Consider the following 6,522-nt stretch of genomic DNA (forward strand, 5'->3'; position numbering starts at 1 on the left):
CTCGGCGCCGAGCTGCTGGGTGCCGTGAAACGCTTCGTCGAGAACCCGGTCATGATGGTGGTGTGATGCCCGCGGCGACACCCTTCGAGACGCCGCCTGCGGCGGCACCTCGGGGTGAGACCGAGAGCCGCCGCCGCAGCGTGAGCGCGTTCGTGATCTGAAACGAGACGTCCCCCCGAACGCCCGTCTGTTCGAACGGGCGTCCTCTCCGCCGGAGAGGACCAGCCGATCAGAGAACAAGAATGTCCGACACCTCCTTCGACGTCATCATCATCGGCTCCGGCCCGGGCGGCTATGTCACGGCGATCCGGGCGGCGCAGCTCGGCTTCAAGACCGCGATCGTCGAGAAGACGCATCTCGGCGGCATCTGCCTGAACTGGGGCTGCATCCCGACCAAGGCGCTGCTGCGCTCCGCCGAGATCTATCACTACCTGCAGCACGCCGACGCCTACGGGCTGAAGGCCGACAATGTGAGGTTCGATCCGGCCGCCGTGGTGAAGCGCTCGCGCGGCGTCTCCAAGCGGCTCGCGGACGGCGTCGGCTTCCTGATGAAGAAGAACAAGGTCTCGGTGATCTGGGGGGCGGCGACGCTCGACGCGCCCGGCAAGATCACGGTGGCGGCCTCCAAGACCGAAGCGCCGAAGGGGACGCTCGGGCCGGGCAGCTACCAGGCCAAGCACATCATCGTCGCCACCGGCGCGCGCCCGCGCGTGCTGCCGGGCCTCGAGCCCGACGGCAAGCTCGTGTGGACCTATTTCGAGGCGATGGTGCCGGAGAAGATGCCGAAGTCGCTGCTGGTCGTCGGCTCCGGCGCGATCGGGATCGAGTTCGCCTCGTTCTACCGCACCATGGGGGCCGACGTGACGGTCGTCGAGGTGCTGCCGCAGATCCTCCCCGTCGAGGATGCCGAGATCGCCGCCTTTGCGCGAAAGCAGCTCGAGAAGCAGGGACTGAAGATCTTCACGGGCGCCAAGGTGACCAAGCTCGACAAGAAGGCCGACAGCGTCACGGCGACGATCGACGACGGCAAGGGCGGAACCCAGACGCTGACCGTGGACCGGGTGATCTCGGCTGTCGGCGTGGTCGGTAACGTGGAAAATCTCGGCCTCGAGAAGGTCGGCGTGAAGATCGAGCGCGGCATCGTCGTCACGGACGGGCTCGGCAAGACCAACGTGCCGGGCGTCTACGCGATCGGCGACGTCGCCGGGCCGCCGATGCTGGCCCACAAGGCCGAGCACGAGGGCGTCATCTGCGTCGAGGCGATCAAGGGCCTGCACCCGCATCCGCTCGACAAGTCGAAGATCCCGGGCTGCACCTACTGCTCGCCCCAGGTCGCCTCCGTCGGCCTCACCGAGGCCGCCGCCAAGGAGAAGAAGATCGACGTCCGGGTCGGAAAGTTCCCGTTCGCGGGCAACGGCAAGGCGATTGCTCTGGGCGAGGACCAGGGCATGATCAAGGTGATCTTCGACAAGAAGACCGGCCAGCTTCTCGGCGCCCACATGGTCGGCGCGGAGGTGACGGAGCTGATCCAGGGCTATGTCGTCGCCATGAACCTGGAGACCACCGAGGAAGAGCTGATGCACACCGTCTTCCCGCATCCGACGCTTTCCGAGATGATGAAGGAAGCGGTGCTCGACGCCTACGGCCGCGTCCTCAACATGTGACGCGGAACATCGGACGCGGGCCTCGGCGCGGGCGCGCCGGGGACGTGTCCAGGGCAGGGGAGCGAGACGCCATGACGGACCACACCTACAAGATCACCGAGCTGGTCGGCTCGTCGGAGACGAGCATCGACGACGCGATCCGGAACGCCGTCGCACGCGCCGGCAAGACGCTGCGAAACATGCGCTGGTTCGAGGTGGTCGGCACTCGCGGCCATATCGAGGACGGCGAGGTTCGGCATTTCCAGGTGACCATCAAGGTCGGCTTCACGATGGACGACGCCGACTGACGCGGTCAGGCGGCGCCGGCCTCGGTCGCCGTCGCGGTCGACAAAACCTCGTCGATCAGCACCAACGCCGCGACGACCGTCCGGTAACGGATGGCGCCGCGACCGATGTCGCCGAACCGGAACACGCGGTGGGCCGGCGGGTGACCGCGGCGGCCGGCCGCCAGGTGCACGAGGCCGACCGGATTGTCGTCCTCGTCGCAGGCCGGCCCGGCCACACCCGTGACCGAGATCGCCAGGTCGGCGCAGGACTGCCTCAGCGCGCCCGCCACCATGGCCCGCGCCACGTCCTCGCAGACCGCCGTGCGGCGTCTCAGAAGGTCCTCGGGCACGCCCAGCGCGATCGTCTTCTGCGCCTTGGTGTAGACCGTGAAGCCACCCTGGAGCTGGGTGCCGGCGCCGGGTGCCTCGGACAGCACGGCCGCCAGAAGCCCGCCCGTGCACGATTCGGCCGTCACCAGGGTCAGGCCGCGCTCGTGGGCCCGCGCGACCACCTCGGCGGCGCGGCGAACCAGAGCCTCGTCGATGGCGGTGAATTCGATCTCGCTCATTTGGTCGGGTCCGATGGATGGCGGGCAGCCCGAGAACGCGGCAGCCGCGCTGGTCGTTCCGATGCGCCGCAACGGTCGCCACCGGAGCGCGGATCGACGACCCAAATCCGAGACAGCTCCGACAACGCATTGATACCGCAATCCAATCGAGACCGGCTGCGCTGTGATTTTATATTCCATAATATGTCTTATGCGAATCACCGATATGGGTTCGACCGTCTCCCCTCGGCCGCATCTCCGGCTTGCGCGCCGATCCGACCCAGCGGCGTCCGCTCGAGCCGGCCACGACATCGAGCGGCCGCTGCCGGTTCACCGGAGTCGAATCCCCTGGCCATGACGTCTATGGTGCCGCCGCGCGAAACCGTCGAACGAGCCAAGTCGGAATGAACCAGCCGGATTTCGCGGTCCCGATCGAGGACCGCTACTTCGAGGACTACGTCCCGGGCGTGACCTACGAGTACGGCACTGTGGCCGTGACCGAAGCCGAGGTCGTCGAGTTCGCCCGCCGCTACGATCCCCAGGCCATGCACACCGACCCGCAGGCCGCGGCAGCCGGCGTGTTCGGCGGACTGATCGCCAGCGGATGGCATACGGCAGCCCTGGCGATGCGGCTGATCGCGACGCGCTGGCTCACCGCGGTCGCGAGCCTGGCCAGCCCCGGGATCGACGAGCTCCGCTGGATCAAGCCGGTCCGCCCCGGCGACGAGCTGCGAATCCGGGTGACCACGGTGTCGGCAGAACGGTCGCGGTCCAAGCCCGACCGCGGCCTGGTCCGCTCCTTCGTCGAGGTTCTGAACCAGCGGGACGAAGTCGTGATGAGCATGATCGGAATGGTCCTCGTGCGCTGCCGGACCGTGGCGCCATGACCCCGTCCCGTGACATCGGGCGGCTCCTGGAGATCATGGCGGCGCTCCGCAAGCCGGGCAGCGGCTGCGCCTGGGACCTCGCCCAGAACTTCGCGACGATCGCGCCCTACACGATCGAGGAGGCCTACGAGGTCGCCGACGCGATCGCGCGCGACGACCGCCACGACCTGAAGGACGAACTCGGCGACCTCCTGCTCCAGGTCGTCTTCCACGCCCGGATGGCGGAGGAAGAAGGCACCTTCGACTTCGGTGACGTCGTCACCGCGATCACGTCGAAAATGCTGCGTCGGCACCCGCATGTGTTCGGTGACGAGGAAGGCTCCACGCCGGACGCCGTGGCCGGTCTGTGGGAGCGGATCAAGGCGCAGGAGAAGGCCGACCGGGCGGCGCGAGGCGGTGCGCGGCGGGAGGAGCAGGGCGCCCTGGCCGGGGTGCCACCCACCCTGCCCGCCCTCACCCGCGCCCTGAAGCTTCAGCAGAAGGCGAGCCGGGTCGGCTTCGACTGGAACGATCCGCGCGCCGTGCTGGCGAAGATCCGCGAGGAAGCCGACGAGATCGAAGCGGCGCTCGACGCCGGCGACACGGTCGACGCGGGCGCCGAGGTCGGCGATCTGCTGTTCGCGATCGTCAACTTGGCGCGCCACCTCGACGCCGACCCGGAGCGCACGCTGCGGGAGACGAATCTCAAGTTCGAGCGCCGGTTCGCCTTCATCGAGCGCGCGCTGGCCGAGCGCGGCAAGACGCCGGCGGAGTCGACGCTCGACGAGATGGATGGGCTCTGGGATGCCGCCAAGGCGGCCGAGCGTGGGAGCACCGGATAGGGAGGTCTTCGACCGGCGGCGTCGTGGCGCCGCCTCAGCCGGCCATGCCGTGCACGCGCTCGCCGAACTTCGCCCGCACCTGCCCTTCCCGGCTCGGATGGACGCGCAGATGGACCGTCGTGACGCCGGCCTCGGTCGTCGCGGTGTCGAGCACGTCGCCGTTACGGTGCAACCAGCTCAACGCCGCGCCGTCCGACGCGTCGATCTCGACCGTCAAGGCCACGCGGGTGCGAGCGACGCGTTCCGAGATCGTCGCCACCAGGGTGTCGAGCCCCTCCCCGCTGACGGCCGACACCAGCATCGGCCGGCGCTCCGCCGCCTGCCGCGCCGCCAGGTTCTCCAGGCGCTCGCGCTCTTCCGCTGAGAGCTGGTCGATCTTGTTCCAGACCTCCAGGATGCGCTCGTCCTCGGGCGGGATGCCGAGCTCGTCGAGAACCTTGTCGACGTCACGCGACTGCGCCTGCGTATCGCCGTGGGAGACGTCGCGCACATGCAGGATCAGGTCGGCTTCGATGACCTCCTCGAGCGTCGCACGGAAGGCGGCGACCAGCATGGTCGGAAGGTCGGAGATGAAGCCGACCGTGTCGGACAGGATCACGCGCGGCCCGTTCGGGAGGTCGACCGAGCGCAGCGTCGGATCGAGGGTCGCGAACAGCATGTCGGCGGCGAGCACGCCGGAGCGTGTCAGCCGATTGAACAGCGTCGACTTGCCGGCATTGGTGTAGCCGACCAGTGCGACGATCGGATACGGCACGCGCTTGCGGCTGGTGCGGTGCAGGCTGCGGGTGCGCTTGACGCCTTCGAGCTCGTGCTCGATGCGCCGGATGCGGTCCTGAATGAGCCGCCGGTCGGTCTCGATCTGGGTCTCGCCGGGGCCGCCCAGGAAGCCGAAGCCGCCGCGCTGGCGCTCCAGATGGGTCCAGGACCGCACCAGTCGGCTCTTCTGATAGGTCAGATGGGCCAGCTCGACCTGCAGCGTTCCCTCGCGGGTGGCGGCGCGCCGGCCGAAGATTTCCAGGATCAGGCCGGTGCGATCCAGGACCTTGGCGCCCCAGGCCTTCTCCAGATTGCGTTGTTGGACCGGAGAGAGCGCGCAGTCCATGACGACCAGCTCGATCTCCAGGCTCTTCACCAGTCCGGCGAGCTCCTCGACCTTGCCCTTGCCCAGATAGGTCGCGGGCCGGACGGTCGACAGCATGACGACCCCGGTATGAACCACCTCCAGGTCGATGGCGCGGGCCAGCCCGGTCGCCTCATCGAGGCGGGCCTCGGGAGTGCGCGCGGAAAAATCGGCCCGGGCCAGAGCGGCCCGTGCCTCACCAATGCGGATATAGGGTCCGACGACCAGGCAACGCGCAATCCCCTCGCCCGTCGGGCTCGGCGTCATGCGTTGCGGATCGTCGCGATGTCGTGGCTCCAATCAGGCCTTTTCCGCTGCTTCTTCGGCTCCCTCGAACAACTGGATCGGATGACCCGGCATGATGGTCGAGATCGCGTGCTTGTAGACGAGTTGAGAATGCCCGTCCCGTCGCAGCAATACGCAGAAGTTGTCGAACCAGGTAACAACGCCTTGGAGCTTGACTCCGTTCACGAGAAAAATGGTGAGCGGCGTCTTGTTCTTGCGGACGTAGTTCAGGAAGGTGTCTTGTAGATTTTGTGAGCGATCGGCTGCCATGGCCGTTTGTTTCCGTTGTACTCGCGGTCCCCTTTCGCGAGGTGGCGACTTTTTCGCGCCCGGCGCGCACCGCGGTTGCGGCGCCCGCGGGCGTGGGCAGTCGGTATTAGATTGCACCGCGGAAACGAGCGCAAGTCCAAGCTGGCCGATTACCGCCTGAATCGGCAGCAGGTTCCCGGCTCAGGTGACTTCGGCATGGGCGTGGAAGGACGCCCGGAGCGCCGCCGCGACAGCGCCAGGCGCACCGGTACCGACCGGTCGCCCGTCGATCCGGACCACCGGCATGACGATCTGGCTCGCGGCCGTCACGAAGGATTCGCGGGCGGCATGGGCCTCGGCGACCGTGAACGGCCGCTCGACGAGGGTCAGCCCCTTGCTGGCGACCACCTCCTTGACGACCTCGCGCGAGATGCCGCGCAGGATGTCCGGCCCCACCGGTCGGGTGACCACCTCGTCCCGGTCCGTGACGATCCAGGCGTTCGAGGACGCGCCTTCGGTCACATAGCCGTCGCGGTCGACGAACCAGGCCTCGCGGGCGCCCTGCTCCCGCGCCGCCTGCTTGGCGAGGACGTTCGGCAGCAGCGCGATGGACTTGATGTCGACCCGGGCCCACCGGGTCTCGGGCAGCGTCACCACGGCGATGCCGGTGCGGGCGGCGGCG

General features: G+C 68.3%; 8 protein-coding genes. 4 read left to right on the top strand and 4 right to left on the bottom strand.

The window, feature by feature from the left end; all coding sequences use genetic code 11:
* Positions 1–242 precede the first annotated feature (242 nt).
* Both lpdA and CH341_RS14425 read left to right on the top strand, forming a co-directional pair.
* On the top strand, positions 243–1,664 hold the full coding sequence (lpdA, locus tag CH341_RS14420; RefSeq protein ID WP_111419711.1) for a dihydrolipoyl dehydrogenase: 1,422 nt from the start codon (positions 243–245) through the stop codon (positions 1,662–1,664).
* Between the two features lie 71 nt (positions 1,665–1,735).
* Positions 1,736–1,951, top strand: coding sequence for a dodecin (locus CH341_RS14425; protein ID WP_111419712.1), 216 nt, complete (start codon positions 1,736–1,738; stop codon positions 1,949–1,951).
* A gap of 5 nt (positions 1,952–1,956) precedes the next feature.
* Here the strand turns inward: CH341_RS14425 and CH341_RS14430 are convergent, their stop codons facing one another.
* The gene (locus CH341_RS14430) at positions 1,957–2,499 is read right to left on the bottom strand and encodes a CinA family protein (RefSeq protein ID WP_111419713.1); all 543 of its coding nucleotides are present in this window, start codon (positions 2,497–2,499) and stop codon (positions 1,957–1,959) included.
* A 383-nt stretch (positions 2,500–2,882) separates the two neighbouring features.
* Between CH341_RS14430 and CH341_RS14435 the strand changes: the two genes are divergently transcribed.
* Positions 2,883–3,365, top strand: a complete 483-nt coding sequence (locus tag CH341_RS14435) for a MaoC family dehydratase (RefSeq protein WP_111419714.1) — start codon at positions 2,883–2,885, stop codon at positions 3,363–3,365.
* The gene (mazG, locus tag CH341_RS14440) at positions 3,362–4,186 is read left to right on the top strand and encodes a nucleoside triphosphate pyrophosphohydrolase (protein WP_111419715.1); all 825 of its coding nucleotides are present in this window, start codon (positions 3,362–3,364) and stop codon (positions 4,184–4,186) included. Before CH341_RS14435 ends, mazG begins: the two co-directional genes overlap by 4 nt.
* 34 nt (positions 4,187–4,220) lie before the next feature.
* On the opposite strand, the gene hflX is transcribed toward mazG, so the two are convergent.
* From hflX to CH341_RS35890, 3 genes are all read right to left on the bottom strand, one after another.
* A complete protein-coding gene (gene hflX / locus CH341_RS14445; protein WP_425376183.1) occupies positions 4,221–5,606 on the bottom strand; it encodes a GTPase HflX in 1,386 nt (461 codons plus the stop codon).
* Positions 5,607–5,861 carry an RNA chaperone Hfq gene (gene hfq / locus CH341_RS14450; protein ID WP_008385166.1) on the bottom strand — a complete coding sequence of 85 codons (255 nt, stop codon included), beginning with the start codon at positions 5,859–5,861 and terminating at the stop codon, positions 5,607–5,609.
* Between the two features lie 180 nt (positions 5,862–6,041).
* The coding region (locus tag CH341_RS35890; RefSeq protein WP_245431057.1) for an aminotransferase class IV at positions 6,042–6,522 on the bottom strand (481 nt) is incomplete at its 5' end.

Source organism: Rhodoplanes roseus, from assembly GCF_003258865.1.
GTDB classification, from domain to species: domain Bacteria; phylum Pseudomonadota; class Alphaproteobacteria; order Rhizobiales; family Xanthobacteraceae; genus Rhodoplanes; species Rhodoplanes roseus.